This window comes from Rhizobium sp. SYY.PMSO (assembly GCF_046840415.1).
Classification (GTDB): domain Bacteria; phylum Pseudomonadota; class Alphaproteobacteria; order Rhizobiales; family Rhizobiaceae; genus Rhizobium.
Genome location: NZ_CP177349.1, coordinates 1656673 through 1672426, shown reverse-complemented (window position 1 = coordinate 1672426; position 15754 = coordinate 1656673). Strand labels below are relative to the sequence as shown.

14 protein-coding genes are annotated in these 15754 nt (G+C 61.0%); 7 read left to right on the top strand and 7 right to left on the bottom strand.

Features of this window, described 5'->3' with window-relative positions:
* Positions 1-4 precede the first annotated feature (4 nt).
* The 6 genes from ACJJVH_RS08085 to ACJJVH_RS08060 all read left to right on the top strand — a co-directional run bounded on the left by ACJJVH_RS08085 (position 5) and on the right by ACJJVH_RS08060 (position 8262).
* On the top strand, positions 5-784 hold the full coding sequence (locus ACJJVH_RS08085) for an ABC transporter ATP-binding protein (RefSeq protein WP_113356713.1): 780 nt from the start codon (positions 5-7) through the stop codon (positions 782-784).
* A 20-nt stretch (positions 785-804) separates the two neighbouring features.
* Positions 805-1764, top strand: coding sequence for an ABC transporter substrate-binding protein (locus ACJJVH_RS08080; protein WP_412065047.1), 960 nt, complete (start codon positions 805-807; stop codon positions 1762-1764).
* 62 nt (positions 1765-1826) lie between these two features.
* Positions 1827-2849 carry an iron ABC transporter permease gene (locus ACJJVH_RS08075; protein WP_112797820.1) on the top strand — a complete coding sequence of 341 codons (1023 nt, stop codon included), beginning with the start codon at positions 1827-1829 and terminating at the stop codon, positions 2847-2849.
* 285 nt (positions 2850-3134) lie between these two features.
* Entirely contained in the window at positions 3135-5729 is a 2595-nt protein-coding gene (locus ACJJVH_RS08070; protein WP_412065149.1) for a mechanosensitive ion channel family protein, read from the top strand.
* A 182-nt stretch (positions 5730-5911) separates the two neighbouring features.
* Positions 5912-6742 (top strand): response regulator, encoded by an 831-nt coding sequence (locus ACJJVH_RS08065; RefSeq protein ID WP_113371305.1) that lies wholly within the window; start codon positions 5912-5914, stop codon positions 6740-6742.
* 188 nt (positions 6743-6930) lie between these two features.
* Complete coding sequence (locus tag ACJJVH_RS08060) at positions 6931-8262, top strand: diguanylate cyclase (RefSeq protein WP_113434824.1); 1332 nt, start codon at positions 6931-6933, stop codon at positions 8260-8262.
* Positions 8263-8299: 37 nt separating this feature from the next.
* Here ACJJVH_RS08060 and ACJJVH_RS08055 read toward each other — a convergent pair whose 3' ends face one another.
* From ACJJVH_RS08055 to ACJJVH_RS08045, 3 genes are all read right to left on the bottom strand, one after another.
* The gene (locus ACJJVH_RS08055) at positions 8300-9319 is read right to left on the bottom strand and encodes a GlxA family transcriptional regulator (RefSeq protein ID WP_112797814.1); all 1020 of its coding nucleotides are present in this window, start codon (positions 9317-9319) and stop codon (positions 8300-8302) included.
* A gap of 302 nt (positions 9320-9621) precedes the next feature.
* Positions 9622-9828, bottom strand: coding sequence for a DUF1127 domain-containing protein (locus ACJJVH_RS08050; RefSeq protein WP_113356715.1), 207 nt, complete (start codon positions 9826-9828; stop codon positions 9622-9624).
* A gap of 73 nt (positions 9829-9901) precedes the next feature.
* Entirely contained in the window at positions 9902-10078 is a 177-nt protein-coding gene (locus tag ACJJVH_RS08045; protein WP_412065046.1) for a hypothetical protein, read from the bottom strand.
* Positions 10079-10269: 191 nt separating this feature from the next.
* Between ACJJVH_RS08045 and ACJJVH_RS08040 the strand changes: the two genes are divergently transcribed.
* Positions 10270-11169, top strand: a complete 900-nt coding sequence (locus ACJJVH_RS08040) for a LysR family transcriptional regulator (protein WP_112797810.1) — start codon at positions 10270-10272, stop codon at positions 11167-11169.
* Positions 11170-11187: 18 nt separating this feature from the next.
* On the opposite strand, the gene ACJJVH_RS08035 is transcribed toward ACJJVH_RS08040, so the two are convergent.
* The 4 genes from ACJJVH_RS08035 to ACJJVH_RS08020 form a co-directional block, all read right to left on the bottom strand.
* Positions 11188-13188, bottom strand: a complete 2001-nt coding sequence (locus ACJJVH_RS08035; RefSeq protein ID WP_412065148.1) for an ASKHA domain-containing protein — start codon at positions 13186-13188, stop codon at positions 11188-11190.
* A 54-nt stretch (positions 13189-13242) separates the two neighbouring features.
* Positions 13243-13578, bottom strand: a complete 336-nt coding sequence (locus ACJJVH_RS08030; RefSeq protein WP_112797808.1) for a hypothetical protein — start codon at positions 13576-13578, stop codon at positions 13243-13245.
* Positions 13579-13580: 2 nt separating this feature from the next.
* A complete protein-coding gene (locus tag ACJJVH_RS08025; protein WP_113356717.1) occupies positions 13581-14546 on the bottom strand; it encodes a methyltetrahydrofolate cobalamin methyltransferase in 966 nt (321 codons plus the stop codon).
* A 101-nt stretch (positions 14547-14647) separates the two neighbouring features.
* Entirely contained in the window at positions 14648-15754 is a 1107-nt protein-coding gene (locus tag ACJJVH_RS08020) for a methylenetetrahydrofolate reductase (RefSeq protein ID WP_412065045.1), read from the bottom strand.

Genomic DNA, 15754 nt, shown 5'->3' with positions numbered 1-15754 from the left:
GATCATGTCCGAACGAAGCGCGCGATTGGACGCCGACGGCGTCACCTGGGGCCCACAGAAGGGCATGCCGATCATCAGCGGCATCAATCTGTCCGTCGAAGCCGGCGCCCGGCTGGCCATTATCGGTCCGAACGGGGCGGGCAAATCGACGCTGTTGCGTTGCCTCTATCGCGGCGTCAAGCCGCAGCGGGGCGTGGTGAGGCTCGATGGCGTCGATCTCTGGTCCATCGGTCCGAAAGAAGCGGCGCAACGGATTGCCGTCGTCCCGCAGGAGACGCCGGGAGATTTTCCCTTCAGCGTGCGCGATGTCGTGCTGATGGGGCGCATTCCGCATCGCAAAGGCATGGCGCGCTGGAGCGACCGGGATCACGACGTCACGACCAGGGCTCTCGCACGCCTGGAGCTGGAGCCTCTGGCGCTTCGTCAGTTCGCGTCGCTGTCGGGCGGCGAAAAGCAGCGGGCGCTGATTGCCCGCGCATTGGCGCAGGAGCCCGAACTCATCGTTCTCGATGAGCCGACAAACCACCTCGATATCCGGCACCAGCTCGAGATTCTCGAGCTTCTGAAGGGGGTGGGGCCGACGATCATCACGACGCTGCACGACATCAACCTTGCCGCAGACTTTGCGACCCATGTCGCCGTTCTCGATTGCGGCCGGCTCACGGGGCATGGCGAGCCGGCCGAGGTCCTGACGGTGGAGCACGTATCGAACGCATTCCGTGTCGGCGCCCGCCTTCATCCGGCCGACAGCGGTCCGCAACGTTTTTCCTTTTCCCTTCGATAATCCGATCATTGGAGCCCTTCATGTTTTCCCGCATATCCTTCTCTGCCGTGGCCTTGCTCGCTGGAAGCCTGCTTGCGGGCGCGGCCCTTGCCGAGCCCGTCACCATTCGCAGCTGCAATCGCGACGTGACTTTCGACAAGGCGCCCGAGCGCGCCGTCTCGAACGACGTCAATCTGACCGAAATGATGCTGGCGCTGAAACTTCAGGATCGCATGGTCGGCTACACCGGCGTTTCCGGCTGGAAGACGCTGGACGAGAAGCTGCGCGAGGGTGTCAGGGAACTGCCGGAACTGTCTCCGAAATATCCGAGCAAGGAGGTGCTGCTCGGCGCCAATGCGGATTTCTATTTCGCCGGCTGGAATTACGGCATGAAGGTCGGGGGCGAGGTGACGCCGGAGACCCTGGCGCCCCTCGGCATCAAGGTTTACGAGCTGACGGAATCCTGCATCTTCGTCATGCAGAAGAACAAACCGACTATGGACGACATGTTCGTCGATCTCCTTAATCTCGGCAGGATCTTCCGCGTCGAGGACAGAGCGCAGGCGCTGGTTGCCGGCTACCGCAAGCAACTCGGCGAGATTCAGGCGAAGATCGGTCACATCGACAAGCCGACGCGCGTTTTCGTCTATGATTCCGGTGAGGAGAAGCCATTCACATCGGGCCGCTATGGCATCCCGACGGCCATGATCGAGGCCGCCGGCGGCGTAAACGTCATGGACGATGTCGAGAAGAGCTGGACGGAAGTCTCCTGGGAGCCGGTCATCGAGAAAAACCCGGAAGTCATCGTCATCGTCGATTATGGCCAGGTGACCGCCGCGCAGAAGATCGCTTTCCTTAAGGGCAACCCGGCCTTCAAGAATATCGATGCCGTGAAGAACGATCGTTTCGTCGTGTTGCCCTATGTGGAGGCGACCCCGGGCCCGCGCAACATCGAGGCCATCGCCGCCCTGGCGAAGGCTCTCCACCCGAACGCGATGTGATTATCGATAATGCCGATCCGTCCAATCCATCATTGGGCGGATCTCCTTCTCAAGATTCGAGCATGCGCCTCAACCTCTCCATCCTCATTCCCTTGCTTGCCATAGGCTTCATCCTGTCGATCACCGCCGGGGTGTCGCTCGGCTCGGCATCCATTCCGTTTTCCACCGTCTGGTCGATCGTCGGCAACAAGCTGCACGCCGGCACTTTTCCGGTCACATGGTCCGGCGGTCAGGAAAGCATTGTCTGGGATGTGCGTTTCCCGCGGGTCGTGCTGGCGGCGCTCGTGGGGGCGGGGCTTGCGGTGACCGGTGCCGTGCTTCAGGCGTTGACGCGCAATCCGCTGGCTGACCCGCATCTTCTCGGCGTCTCCTCGGGGGCGGCGTTCGGCGCCATTCTGGCGCTGCTGCATACCGGCCTGATCCTGGGCCTGCTGACGGTGCCGCTGTTTGCCTTTGCCGGCGCTCTGGTCGCGACCGCCGCCGTGGGGCTGACGACGCGCCTGACGCGCTCCCGCTCGGCCGATCGGCTGGTCCTGTCGGGAGTGGCCGTGGCCTTCGTGTTCACGGCGCTCGGCAACCTTCTGATCTTCCTGGGAGACCCGAGGGCCGCCAATACCGTCGTCTTCTGGATGCTTGGCGGGCTGGGGCTGGCGCAATGGCAGCACCTCGTCTATCCGGCCGGCATATTGCTGTTTTGCCTTGCCTTGCTGCTTCCGAAGACGCGGGAGCTGAATGCGCTCGCCATGGGCGATGAAACGGCGGTCACGCTCGGCATAGCCGTCACGCAGTTTCGCCTGCTGCTCTTCGTCGTCACCGCGCTTCTGACCGGCGTGATGGTCGCGTTCTCGGGTGCCATCGGTTTCGTCGGGCTCATGGTGCCGCATTTCGTGCGGCTGATCGTCGGCGGCGACAATGTTCGCGTCGTGCCGTTGAGTGCGACGTTCGGCGCGCTGACCTTGATCTGGGCCGATATCGTCGCCCGGATGATCATGGCGCCGGAGGATATGCCGATCGGTATCGTCACCGGGCTTGTCGGAGGCGTGGCCTTCATCCTGATCCTGCGAAAGGGGCGGGGTGTGGATTGACCCATTGCCAAGACCTTTCTCCGGCCTATTTCCGGGCAGGCGATGATCGGCCCGATACCTCGTCTTAAGGAGGAGGCGGGCGTCATCCGGCTTCGGCGGGGTTAAGGGACCGGATAAGGCGTAAAATGCCTTTCTGTCGCCTTTCTTTGTCTTACAAGGCGTACGCGTAAAGACTATGAAATTCGCAATCACATTACAGGACGATCCGGTTCTCCATTCTCTGCGGTGATTTCGGTCATCCACTGCCTGCGACTTATGTGCGACGAGGAGCTCTGCTTGCGCCCGCTGAAATTCCGTCTTTTTCTGCTGCCCCTTTTGCTGCTGGGACTGAGCGCCATCATGGCCGCCGCTCCGCTGGCCGAAGGGTATGCCGTTGCGCAGGATCAGCAGTCGGCACAGCCATCGCAGCAAACGGATCAACAACAGCCGGCGCCGCTTGCCAACGGACTTCTGGATGCCGCGGTTGCCGATCTTGCCAAGGCGAAAAAAGCCTACGCATCGCTCCAGGACGAGGCAAAGCAGCCTGGAATGGATGACGAAACGCTGGTGGCGCTGTCCGGCAAGGTCGATGATTTCAATCGCTCCGTTACGGCAATTTCGACACGCCTGCAGCCCCGCACGGCCGAGATCGACACGCGACTGGCACAGCTCGGCGCTGCCCCCAAGGAGGGCCAGCCGCCCGAAGCTCCGATCGTCACGCAGGAACGAGACAGGCTCAACGCCGAACGCTCCCAGATCAGCGCCGTAATCCTTGATGCCGACAATCTGACGGGCGAGAGCAATCGGCTGTCGATGCAGTTGATGGAGATGCGGCGGAAGCTGTTTGCCGAGACGCTATTCAAGCGGACGGATATCTCCGCTACGACATTTGGCGATGCGGGGGCGGCTCTCGTCGAGGAGGGCATCAAGTTCAGCGGTGCCGTAACGAGCTGGATCGGCTTCGTGCTGAAGGCAAAGCTTGCGTCGTTCCTTGCGGCGGTCTGCCTGTCGATCGGCGCGGCGCTACTGTTCCTGGCCGGCGGGTATCGGCTGTTCCGCCGGTATTACGTGCAGGACGAAACGATCGAGAACCCGCCCTATATCAGCCGGCTCTCCGTCGCCTTCTGGTCGACGTTGATCCGCACGCTGTCGCTGGCGGCGTTTCTCGTCACCTCCTTCTTCTTCCTTTCGAATTTCAATGTGCTGAGGCCGGATATCGCGCCGATATTGGCGGCGCTCTTCGGCTTTATCGGCCTCGTCTATTTCGTCGGGCGCCTGAGCAACGCCGTCTTCGCGCCGTTCCGTCCGCATTGGCGCCTCGTCAAGTTGTCGAACAAGGGCGCGCATTCTCTGACCTGGTGCCTGCAGGCCATGGCGGTGGTCAACGGGCTGGACTACGTCTTCGACCGCATCAGCGAATCCATGGGTTCGCCCGTCGTCGTCACCGTGGCGAAGAGCTTTCTTGCCGCACTGCTGATCGGCCTCATTCTCATTGCGGCCTCCTTCGGCTCGCCGATGCTTGCCAAGAATGGCGATCCGGACGCGCCCGGGCGGCGATGGCCTCATGGCATGGCCATCATCCTGCGCGTTCTCGGCATATTGGTGATCTTCATCTCGTTCATCGGCTATGTCGGGCTGGCCCGCTTCATGGCCACGCAGATGATCGTGACCAGCGCCGTCATCGCGACCATGTATCTCGGCTTCCAGCTCGGCAAGGCCGTCTCCAAGCAGGGCGTCTTTGCCGAAACGATCATCGGCCGCTTTCTGGAAAGCCGCCTGGCGTTCGGCGAAGTGGCGCTCGACCAGGCCGGCCTGATCGCCGGGCTTGCGACCTACGCGGTCGCCCTGCTGACGGGTATTCCCCTGATCCTGCTTTCCTGGGGCTTCCATATCCAGGATCTGGAAGTCTTCGCCTACCGGCTGTTCACCGAAATCAAGATCGGCAACATTTCGATCTCGCTGCTCGGCATCTGCGTCGGCATTCTGCTCTTTGCCGGAGGCTATCTGGTCACGCGCTGGTTCCAGCGCTGGCTCGACAGCAACGTCATGGCGCGCGGGCAGGTGGATCTGGGCGTCCGCAACTCGGTGAAGACGGGTATCGGCTATCTCGGCATCGCGGTCGCGGCGATCATCTCCATCTCGGCTGCCGGCATCGACCTGTCGAGCCTGGCTTTGGTCGCCAGCGCCCTGTCGGTCGGTATCGGTTTCGGCCTGCAGAACATCGTGTCGAACTTCGTCTCCGGCCTGATCCTTCTGGTCGAGCGGCCGTTCAAGGTCGGCGACTGGATCGTGTCGGGCACGTCGGAAGGGATCGTCAAACGCATTTCCGTGCGCGCAACCGAAATCGAGACCTTCCGCAAGCAATCGATCATCGTACCGAACTCGGAACTCATCAACGCTTCCGTCGGTAACTGGACGCATCGCAACAGGCTCGCCCGCTCGGAAATCCCGGTATCGGTCAGCTATGACGCCGATCCGCGCAAGGTCATGGACATCCTGCTGGAGCTTGTGCGCGCGGTTCCCAAGGTTCTCAGGAATCCCGAGCCGCATGTGGAATTCCTGCGCTTCGGTCCCTCGTCGCTCGACTTCGAAATGCGTTTCTACCTGTCCGATCTTTCCGACGGCATGGAGATCCGCAACAATCTGCGCATCGAAATTCTGAAGCGGTTCAAGGAGGAGGGGATTTCTATTCCCTATCCGCATCAGGAACTGCATATCGTTCGCGACGGCAGATCGGGCAGGCATGCGGATCTTGCGGCCGATGAGTTGACGGATTCCGCCGACGGCCCGCAGGCGCCGGCGGAAGACGACAGGCAGGAACCTCCTGCTTTGCCGACCGCAGAAGATGCATCCGAGGCGAAAGCCACTGGCCGACGCCGCGGCAGGACGACGGCGCAATGATCCGGGTGCCGGCGAAGGCGCTTGTGTGACCATCGCGAACGGGAGGCATGCGGCGCGAAAGCACGCCTGCCAGCGCGCGGCCATCTCTTCATCTCCGGGAAACCAGTCGGCTTAACAAATACGCAAAGCCTTTGTTCTAGAAAGATTATCGAGGGGATGATTTTTCAAAACAGGTTTTCATTATGCCATTTCTGGGTGTTTCCGGAATGCAATATTCCGGTGCGTCGCTCGCCGGGCCGCGCATTCTGCTCGTCGAGGATTCCAATCTCTTTACGTCGATGATCGGCGCGAGGCTGAAGGAGCTTCTGGACATCGATGTCGAGATTTGCCGCACTTTCGAGGAATTGCAACTCGCATACGACAAGTCGCCTGAGCCGATCAAGCTGGCGATCTCGAACATGAATCTGCCCGGAGCTGAAAAAGGAGAGGCCCTGGCCTATCTGCTTGACCTCAGCATCCCCACGATCGCTTTTACCGGCACCTTTCTGGAAGGCATGCGCGACGAACTGATCGCCAAGGACGTGGTGGATTATATTCTCAAGGACAACGTGTTTGCGGTCGACATGCTGGCGGAGTCGATCTGCCGGTTCCTGACCAATCACCGTCATCACGTCCTGATCGTCGACGACAGCGCGACGGCGCGCGCCCTGCTGTCGAGCCGGCTGAAGCGTTATAATTTCCGTGTCAGCGTCGCGGAGAGCGGCGCCAAGGCGCTCGAAATCCTGAAAGCCAATCCGGATATCGGCCTCATGGTCACGGATTACAATATGCCCGACATGGACGGCTTCGAGCTGACGCGGCGCATTCGCTCCACAACCGGCTCGCACGAGCTGCGCATCATCGGCGTATCCTCATCCAGCAACCGGCTGCTCTCGGCCCGCTTTCTCAAGGCGGGCGGCAACGATTTCATCCTGCGGCCGTTCATCGACGAGGAATTCTACTGCCGCGTGAATCAAAATCTCGATACCCTGCTACAGATCCGGGCGGCGCGTCAGGTCAGAGACGTCGCCTAGTTCCTGCGCAGTTGGCTAAGGTCGATGTCGGGAAATGTGAGGAAAAATCATTTTTATGTAAATCTCCGCAATCTATGGTTCCAATTTTTTCACGAATCCTGTTCAGGATGGCGGGAAAGGCGGTTTAGGCAGGCCTGCGATTGACTGAATATTCATGCATCCGGGGATGCGGGAGGAATTGAAGGGAAATGGTACTGCATGCGGGATCCCTTAGCGGTGGCGTTGGCCATCGCAACGGCAGCCAGAAGATACTTCTGGTCGAGGATTCACGCATGTTTTCGGCCGTGCTGTCGCACCGGTTCGAAACCGAGCTCGGGCTTGCCGTCATCCACTGCTCCTCGCTGAAGATGCTGAACATGGCGCTGGCCGATGCAAGTCTCAGCTTCACCATGGCGGTGATCGACCTCAACCTCCCCGACGCCGCTCATGGAGAGGCGCTCGACGTCGCCGTCGCCCACGGCATTCCGACGATCGTTTTTACGGCATCGTTCGATATGACGACGCGCAACCGCATCATGGAGCGCAGCGTCGTCGACTATGTGCTCAAGGATGGCGAGTTTGCGCTCGACAATCTTGTTTCGTCCGTTAGGCGTGCCATCGCTAACCGATCGACGCGCGTTCTGGTTGTGGATGATGTGCCGTCAGCCCGGCAGATGCTGACGGATCTGCTTCACGCCCAGCAGTTCAAGGTTGCAGAAGCCGGCACGGGTGTCGAAGCTTTGGCGATGCTCGAAGCGTTCGACGATATCGAGGTGGTCGTTACCGACTATAACATGCCGGACATGAACGGCCATGAGCTGACACGCCGCATTCGTCATCGCTTCGGCTCGGACCGGATGCGGATCATCGGCATTTCATCTTCCAACGATCGTTTGCTGTCTGCGACCTTTCTGAAGGCGGGCGCCAGCGACTTCATCTATCGCCCCTTCGTTCCGGAAGAACTGCAGTGCCGTATCGCATTGAATGTCGAGACATTGTCGCAACTGAAGCAGTTGCGTGCGGCGGCGGCGAGCGACTATCTGACGGGTCTCTATAACAGGCGCTATTTCTACGATCACGGCCCGCGGCTGGTGAACGAGTGTCTGCGCCGCCGGCGTCCGAGCTCGGTTGCGATTCTCGATATCGACCATTTCAAGAATCTGAACGACACTTATGGGCATGAGATCGGCGATCAGGTGCTGAAAGCCGTTGCCGGCAGGCTTCATGAGCTTCTGGATGGCACCGACAATCTGCTTTCCCGCCTCGGAGGCGAGGAGTTCGCCATTCTTTTCACGGAAATGGATTCGCGCGCCGCAACCATGCTGTGCGACGAGGTTCGCCTCAGTCTGGCGGATCTGAAGGTTCATGCCGACGACGAGGAGCTGTCGGTAACGGTTTCCATCGGCGTGGCCGAAATCGGCGGATATGAATCCTTCGACAATTATCTCAACGCTGCCGACCAGTTCCTCTACATGGCCAAGCACAATGGCCGCAATCAGGTCTTTTCCGACGTCAAGATGACGGAAGAGGCGGCCGAATAGGCCGCCTTCCTCGATCTGATTGCCTTTGTTTCCCGTCTCAGACGACGATGCCGGTTCGGTTCGTCGACATCGTGAGCTTGCGCTCGGCGCGCTCCTGCTGTGGCGATCGGTTGTACAATTCGCGATAACACTTGGAGAAATGCGACGCGGATACGAAGCCGCAGGCGACCGCCACTTCCACGACCGGCATGGAGGATTGCACGAGCAGGTGACGGGCGCGATCCAGCCGGATTTCGAGGTAGTAGCGGGCCGGCGAGCGGCCCATCTCCTGCCGGAAAAGTCGTTCGATCTGACGGCGCGACAGACCGGCGTCGTCGGCGATTTCCAGAAGCGACAGCGGTTCGGCAAGGTTGCTTTCCATCAATTCGATGATCGAGAGGACCTTGGCGTTCTGCACGCCCAGGCGGGCCCGCAGCGGCAGGCGCTGGCGATCATGCGGGCTGCGGACACGATCGGTCAGCTGCTGCTCGCAGACGCGATTGACGAGGTTTTCGCCAAAATCCTGGCCGATCAGGTTCAGCATCATGTCGAGCGAGGCCGTTCCGCCGGCGCAGGTGTAGATATTGCTGTCGACCTCGTAGAGATCGGCATAGACCTCCGCCTGCGGGAAGGTCTCCGAGAAACCCGGCAGGTTCTCCCAATGGATCGCGCAGCGCTTGCCGTTCAACAGGCCGGCCTGGGCAAGCACATGGGCGCCCGTACAGAGGCTGCCGACCGCGACGCCGCGATTATACGTCTCGCGCAGCCAGGCATTGACCGATTTGTTGTGGAACTCCTCGACATAGATGCCGGAACAGACCAGCACCATGTTCGGGCGGTTCTCGCCGCCGAGATAGCGGCGCTCATCGGCGAGGGAGGAATTCACCTCCAGTCCGATGCCGCTGGAAGAATAGACTTTCTGACCGTCCGTGGAGGCGAGCCGCCATGTATAGGCGGGATAGCCCAGCATGCGATTGGCTATCCGCAGCGTCTCGATCGCGGCGGAAAACGGCAGCATGGTGAAATGCGGAACAAGGAAGAAAACCAGGGAACGCGTCTTGATCGGGGTCTTGCTCATAATGTGAAAATCCCATGCTCCGGGGCCGTTGCGTATTCCTTGCGTCAAATACGGCGGCTCGATGGTCTATTAGCGACATTGGCATGGATAATCGCGGCCGCAAAGAGATATTTGCGCCTGCTCTGAAAAATGCGGCTCTGGAAGGGGAGGTAGAGGGGAGGCAGGCAATATGCTTGAGCAGCTAAATATATATGGGGGCAGTTCTCAAGATTAAATCGAAATGCGCGTCTGGAAGCAGAATGTTCAAAAGGCGACACTCGTTGGGGTTGAGCGTCGCCTTCCGCGTTCAAGGTCTGCCACGATCATCGCATGGCCTGCGAATTTTTGCCTTCATTTGCGGCCGGCCACCCCAGATCCTTGCGAACGTCGTCGGAAAGCGACTCAAGTTCGCGAAGCGAACGCCATTGATGCCAGTGGCGGGCAATGCGCGAGAAGAAGGGCACGTAAGCATTGCCGGACGGCAGCGCATTCGGCAACCTGCCGCTATGTCTATAACTGATCGTTGTCATTTCCATGTTCCTTTCTGTGTCAACCGCTCAAAATGTCACGTCTACGAGCGCAGATATGGATCCGGCGCACTCATCAATCAAACGAATAGATCTTATAGCTGCCATTAGTATTCTTGAACGAAAGCACCTTGCCCGGCTTTCGCTCGGCGGTGGTCAAAGTGCGATCCGGCGGAAGGCCGCGCGCATTGACGTCATCGATCAGATGCGCGGGAAAATGCGCCGCGATCTCATCCAGCGTATGCTGGGCCATTCGTTGAATCTTCCGGACGTGCAAGAGGGTGAAAAGACGAGAGGCTTCCCTGAGTGCGGTGCCAGCCATGATTTTTACTCCTTACGGCTGTCTGGACGAGTTTCCATTACGGCTAATATGATGCTTCGTTGACATTCAGACAAATGAAATGATATGGTGCTTAAGATCAGAAAAATTGAAAGGTAGCCGATATGACCGCTCCGTTTCGCCGGCCCATACCGTTGCTTGACAATGAAGTTCTGCGCACCTTCGTCGCGATTGCCGAGACGGGAAATTTCTCCACCGCCGCGGATGCCGTCTTTCGCACGCCATCGGCCGTTTCGATGCAGATCAAGAAGCTGGAAGAGCAGCTCGGCGTGATGCTGTTTCTGCGCGATGCGCGCTCCGTGAGCCTGACACAGCACGGCGAGATGCTGCTTTCCTATGCCCGCAACATTCTGGCGCTCTCCAACGAGGCGGTGTCGCGCTTCATCATGCCCGAGCTGAGCGGTGTGGTCCGGCTCGGCGCTCCCGATGATATCGGCGAGCGATTGTTGCCGACGATCCTGAAGAATTTTTCGGAGAGCTATCCGGGCATCATGGTGGATGTCGTCGTCGATATGAGCATCCAGCTCAAGAAGCGCATCGAGGAACAGCGGCTTGATCTTGCGCTGATCAACTGTGCGACGCGACCCTTCCCGACGGAAGGGGAGGTCATCTATACGGAGCGTCTCGTCTGGGCTGGCGCCAAGTGCGGCACGGCCTATCGCCGCGATCCCCTGCCTATTTCCATCTGGGAAGAGGGCTGTATCTGGCGTTCCGAGGCGATGGCGCAACTGGAGCGGCATAAGCGCCCCTACCGCGTCTCTTATCTCAGCGCTCATACGATGGCGCAGCGCGCCGCCGTGGTTTCGGATCTCGCCATTGCGCCGTTTCCGCGGTCCTACGTCACAGAGGATATGGAAATCCTCGGTCCGAATGAAGGTCTGCCGGAACTGACGCCATTCGATATCCGCCTGCTGACGGCATCGCAGATGACGGGGCCGATGAAGGCGGTGGCCGACAGCATTCGTCAGGCCTTCATCGAGATCGGACGCAAGATGGCCGCGTGAACGGCGGCCGTTTGCATCTCACTCGCGGCTGCGGCGACGCCTGCGGCCGCCGCCTTCTCCGCCATCATCGGAAACCTGCTTGCGCTCCGGCAGAGTCACGACCTTGGAGAGTTCCGGGAAGCTGTCCACCTTGTTGGGCAAGGCCATGGCGTAGACGAAATGCTCCTGAAACTTTGATTCAAGCGCCGTCTCTATCTTCTCGATTTTCCTGACGGTTTCCTCGATCTCGCGGCGATGGCCGCGATTGAGCAGCGCCATGCGCGCGCCGGTTCCGGCAGCATTGCCGACGGCCTTCACCTTGTCGAGCGAGCAGTCGGGGATAAGCCCCAGCACCATCGCGTATTTCGGATCGATGAAAGTACCGAAGGCGCCGGCAAGGCCGATGCGGTCGACATGATCGATACCCTGCTTGTCCATCAGCAGCTTGACGCCGGCGTAGAGTGCGGCCTTGGCCAGCTGGATGGCGCGGATATCGTTTTGCGTAACCGTGATGCGCGGCTCGCCATCGCGCAGCAGGTAGGAATAGGTGCGGCCATTCTGCAGGATGCGCGGCGAGCGCGCCGCCATTGCACCGTCGACCACGCCATCTTCGGAGATGATGCCGGTCAGGAACATTTCCGCCACGACCTCGATGATGGCGGAGCCGCAGATGCCGGTCACGCCGATCTTGGCTGCGGCGTCCTCGAAGCCCGGCTCATCCGACCATGGCTCGATGCCGATCACGCGATAGCGCGGCTCCAGCGTCATGGGATCGATCCGCACCCGCTCGATCGCACCCGGGGCCGCGCGCTGGCCGCTGGAAATCTCGGCGCCCTCGAAAGCAGGCCCGGTCGGCGAGGAGGCGGCGACAACGCGATGGCGATTGCCGAGCACGATCTCGGCATTGGTGCCGATGTCGACCAGCAGCATCATCTCGTCCTGGCGATGCGGTCCCTCGGCGAGCGTGGCGGCGGCGGCATCGGCGCCGACGTGGCCGGCGATGCATGGCAGCATGTAGATGCGTGTCCCGGCATTCATCGGCAGTCCGATCTCAGCCGATTTCAGATGCACGGCACCCGAGACGGCGAGCGCGAAGGGCGCGCCGCCAAGCTCGGTCGGGTCGATGCCGAGAAAGAGGTGGTGCATGATCGGGTTGCCGACGAAGACGGCGTTCAGAATATCGTCGCGCGACACGCCGCCATCGGCGCAGACCTTGTCGATCAAGCCGTTCAAGGCTTCGCGAACCGCATTGGTCATGGCCTCGCGGCCATCGGGGTTCATCATCACATAGGAGACGCGGCTCATCAGATCCTCGCCGAAGCGGATCTGCGGGTTCGAGGCGCCGGCGGATGCGACGGTTCTGCCCGACAGCAGCGACGAAAGATGCATGGCGATGGTTGTCGAGCCGATATCGCAGGCAATGCCATAGGCTTCGTTCTTCAGGCCGGGATAGAGCGCGATCAGGCGAGGGCGCTCGTTGTCCTGATCGCGATGGATCGCCGCCGTCACCTTCCATTCGCCCTTGCGCAGAATTGACTGCACCTGCGGAATGAGGTGAAAATCCACTTCGAGATTGTCGTATTTCCAATCCGCCGCGATTGCCGCCTTCAAGCGATCCAGATCCCCCAGCGGCTTGTGCATATCCGGCTCTTCGACCTCGACATAACACATGTGCACGGCGGGATCGCGGGCGATGACGCGTTCGTCGGCCGCCTTTCGCACCACTTGCGCATTGATGACGGTATCCTGCGGCACGTCGATGACGAGATCGCCCTGGATCAGCGCGGAGCAGGAGAGGCGGCGGCCCTCGGGCAGGTCGCGCACCTCGGCATAGCGCCGCTCCTTCGGGCCGATCGGCGAAAGATGGTCGTTGGCCGAGACGATCTTGTGCTTGGCGAAATTACCTTCCTGCACGGAAACCTGACAGCGTCCGCAGGTCGCGCGGCCGCCGCAGACGCTTTCGACGTAGACGCCGAGCTGCCGGGCGGCTTCCAGCACAGGCGTTCCCACCGGAAAACGGCCGCGCTTGCCGGAGGGCATGAAGAGGACGAGGGGATTCGCGCTGTCGCCGGCTTGGGCCACGGATCAGCCTTTCTACTTGGTAAGGCGGCGCGCGTTCGAGCGAACGCGCCTGCTATAAGGTTTTATCGCGGCGTGAGCGACCGCATCGGCAATGCGGCGCTGCTCCTTGCTTGTGGGGGCGCCGGCCGTCAGCATCGCAATGCCCTGCTGCATCATGGCGGCGTTGACGGCGACGGCGCTTTCGGCCGCAGCCATCATCTTTTCCGAGACCATGCGGTTCATTTCAGCCGCATTCACGCTGCCGGCCAGCGCATCCATCCACATTTGCTGCATTCGCATCGCGATCACGACGGGCGATTGCAGCCACAGCGTAGCAAGATCGTTGGAAAGGCCGCGACCGGATGCCATGGCTATTCCCTCGTAGCGCCTGCGCCGGCGCGGGCCGCGCGACCGCCGCGGCGTCCGCCACCTGCAACGGGGGCAGGCGTCGGCTGCGCCGTGGCGCCGCCTTCCGCCGGCTTGAAGTCACGATAGGTCATGATCCAGTTGGTGCAATTGGCATCCGTGCCGTTCAGCACGTTGGCCGCGCGCACGGCTTCCATTTCCTGCGGGCGGCAGGGGTTCATGATGGCGGAAGTCATGCCGGCGCCGATGACCATCGGAATGAAGCCGGCATTGATGCCGTGACGGTGCGGCAGGCCGAAGGAAATATTGGAAAGGCCGCAGGTGGTGTTGACCTTCAGTTCGTTGCGCAGGCGATGCAGCAGCGCGAAGACCTGACGGCCGGCGTCGCCCAGCGCGCCGATCGGCATGACGAGCGGATCGACGACGATATCCTCGGGCTTGATGCCGTGGTCCATGGCGCGCTGGACGATCTTCTTGGCGACGGCGAAGCGGACGTCCGGATCCATGGAGATGCCGGTTTCATCGTTCGAGATCGCGACGACGGGCACATCGTATTTCTTGACGAGCGGCAGGATCGCTTCGAGCTTTTCCTCTTCGCCCGTGACCGAATTGACCAGCGGCCGGCCCTTGGCGACTTTCAGCGCCGCTTCGATGGCCGCCGTGACCGAGCTGTCGATCGAAAGCGGCACGTCGACCAGACCCTGCACGATCTCCAGCGTCTGCACGAGCAGGCCCGGCTCCGTCTCGTTAGGGTTGACCGAGGTCACGCCCGCATTGACGTCCAGCATGGTGGCGCCGGCCGCGACCTGTTCGAGCGCGTCCTTGATGACGGTGTCGAAATTGCCTTCGATCATCTCGGCGGCGAGCTTCTTGCGTCCCGTCGGGTTGATGCGTTCGCCGATCACGCAAAACGGCTGGTCGAAACCGATGACGATCTCGCGAGTGGCTGAGGCAACGATGGTACGCGTCATATCTGGTCCTCTGGTCAGTTGGCGCGATAGCTGGTCTATCGTGCGATGAATTGGGTTACAAGCCGGTCGGTTCCTCCGCCGTTCGGCGGCGGTCTGTGAATTCAATGTGCCTGCTGCGGCGTATGATGGGCAGCAAGCTCCGCCATCGCCTGCTGGTTCTCTTCCTTGCCTTCGCTGATCTGGTGCAGCCGTTCGGCGACGAGGGCGTCGGTGTGGCCCGCCTCGCGCTTCCAGGGCCGACGGCCCTTCAGCACACCGGAGTCATGCACCATTTCGGCGACATATTCCTCCTGGCGATAGGCCATGACGTGAACGCCGGAAACGCCCTCGATCTCCTTCACCTCGTTGATGATGTCGATGCAGAGCTGCTTGCCTTCCTTCTTCTGGTCCTGCGCGCCCTCGATGCGCTTGATGACGGCATCGGGAATGTGGACGCCGGGCACGTTGGAGCGCATCCAGCGGGCGGTCTTTGCCGAGGCGAGGGGCCCGACGCCGACGAGGATGAAGCATTTCTCGTTCAACCCGAGGTCGCGCACCTTCTTCATGTATTCGCGGAACATCGGCACGTCGTAGCAATACTGGCTCTGGACGAATTGCGCCCCGGCCTCGATCTTCTTCGCCAGCCGATAGGGGCGGAAGTCGTAAGGCGGCGCGAAGGGGTTGATGGCCGCGCCGAGAAAGACTTTCGGCGGCGACGTCAGCTTGCGGCCGGAGAGGAATTTGGCGTTGTCGCGCATGATGCGCACGGTTTCCAGCAACGACATGCAATCGAGATCGAAGACCGGCTTGGCGCCGGGCTGGTCGCCGGCCTGCACGCCGTCGCCGGTCAGGCACATGATGTTGCACACGCCCATGGCGGCAGCGCCCAGCACGTCGCCCTGGATTGCGATGCGGTTCTTGTCGCGGCAGGCGATCTGCATGATGGGCGCATAGCCCATGCGTGTCAGCAGGGCGCAGATCCCGACGGAAGACATATGGCAATTGGCGCCGGAGGCATCGACGGCATTGATCCCGTCCACCCAGCCTTCGAAGATGGCGGCGCGTTCGTAGACGTCTTCCGGATTGGCGCTGTCGGGAGGGTTGAGCTCGGCGGTGACGGCGAATTCGCCGCGACGAAGCACGCGCTCCAGCCGTCCGAGCGAGTAATGGCCAGGCAGGGGATCGAGCGGCAGGTGCACGCCGAGCGGGTTTTCGTCGATCTGCGCCAT

What these genes read in the sequence shown, in the direction of transcription:
- ACJJVH_RS08050 (WP_113356715.1), bottom strand. Translation starts at nt 9,828, where the DNA reads ATGACAACGATCAGTTATAGACATAGCGGCAGGTTGCCGAATGCGCTG.
- ACJJVH_RS08075 (WP_112797820.1), top strand. Translation starts at nt 1,827, where the DNA reads ATGCGCCTCAACCTCTCCATCCTCATTCCCTTGCTTGCCATAGGCTTC.
- ACJJVH_RS08040 (WP_112797810.1), top strand. Translation starts at nt 10,270, where the DNA reads ATGACCGCTCCGTTTCGCCGGCCCATACCGTTGCTTGACAATGAAGTT.
- ACJJVH_RS08035 (WP_412065148.1), bottom strand. Translation starts at nt 13,188, where the DNA reads ATGCCCTCCGGCAAGCGCGGCCGTTTTCCGGTGGGAACGCCTGTGCTG.
- ACJJVH_RS08055 (WP_112797814.1), bottom strand. Translation starts at nt 9,319, where the DNA reads ATGAGCAAGACCCCGATCAAGACGCGTTCCCTGGTTTTCTTCCTTGTT.
- ACJJVH_RS08085 (WP_113356713.1), top strand. Translation starts at nt 5, where the DNA reads ATGTCCGAACGAAGCGCGCGATTGGACGCCGACGGCGTCACCTGGGGC.
- ACJJVH_RS08080 (WP_412065047.1), top strand. Translation starts at nt 805, where the DNA reads ATGTTTTCCCGCATATCCTTCTCTGCCGTGGCCTTGCTCGCTGGAAGC.
- ACJJVH_RS08065 (WP_113371305.1), top strand. Translation starts at nt 5,912, where the DNA reads ATGCCATTTCTGGGTGTTTCCGGAATGCAATATTCCGGTGCGTCGCTC.
- ACJJVH_RS08020 (WP_412065045.1), bottom strand. Translation starts at nt 15,754, where the DNA reads ATGGCGCAGATCGACGAAAACCCGCTCGGCGTGCACCTGCCGCTCGAT.
- ACJJVH_RS08060 (WP_113434824.1), top strand. Translation starts at nt 6,931, where the DNA reads ATGGTACTGCATGCGGGATCCCTTAGCGGTGGCGTTGGCCATCGCAAC.
- ACJJVH_RS08030 (WP_112797808.1), bottom strand. Translation starts at nt 13,578, where the DNA reads ATGGCATCCGGTCGCGGCCTTTCCAACGATCTTGCTACGCTGTGGCTG.
- ACJJVH_RS08025 (WP_113356717.1), bottom strand. Translation starts at nt 14,546, where the DNA reads ATGACGCGTACCATCGTTGCCTCAGCCACTCGCGAGATCGTCATCGGT.
- ACJJVH_RS08045 (WP_412065046.1), bottom strand. Translation starts at nt 10,078, where the DNA reads ATGGCCCAGCATACGCTGGATGAGATCGCGGCGCATTTTCCCGCGCAT.